Source organism: Aeromonas sp. sif2433, from assembly GCF_019218705.1.
GTDB classification, from domain to species: Bacteria; Pseudomonadota; Gammaproteobacteria; order Enterobacterales; family Aeromonadaceae; genus Aeromonas; species Aeromonas encheleia.
The window spans coordinates 1-264 of record NZ_JAHUXD010000046.1; the positions used below are offsets into that span (position 1 = coordinate 1).

Below are 264 nucleotides of genomic sequence, written 5' to 3' on the forward strand. Positions count from 1 at the left end.
CCTTAGGGGTCGACTCACCCTGCCCCGATTAACGTTGGACAGGAACCCTTGGTCTTCCGGCGAGGAGGCTTTTCACCCCCTTTATCGTTACTTACGTCAGCATTCGCACTTCTGATATCTCCAGCATGCCTCTCGACACACCTTCGCAGACTTACAGAACGCTCCCCTACCACTCACACATAAGTGTGAATCCGCGGCTTCGGTGCCTGGTTTGAGCCCCGTTACATCTTCCGCGCAGGCCGACTCGACTAGTGAGCTATTACG

At 55.3% G+C, this 264-nt stretch carries 1 rRNA gene; it reads right to left on the reverse strand.

Annotated features, from left to right (window positions below):
• Positions 1-264: ribosomal RNA gene (locus tag KW825_RS20780) — 23S ribosomal RNA — on the reverse strand; the annotation flags it as partial.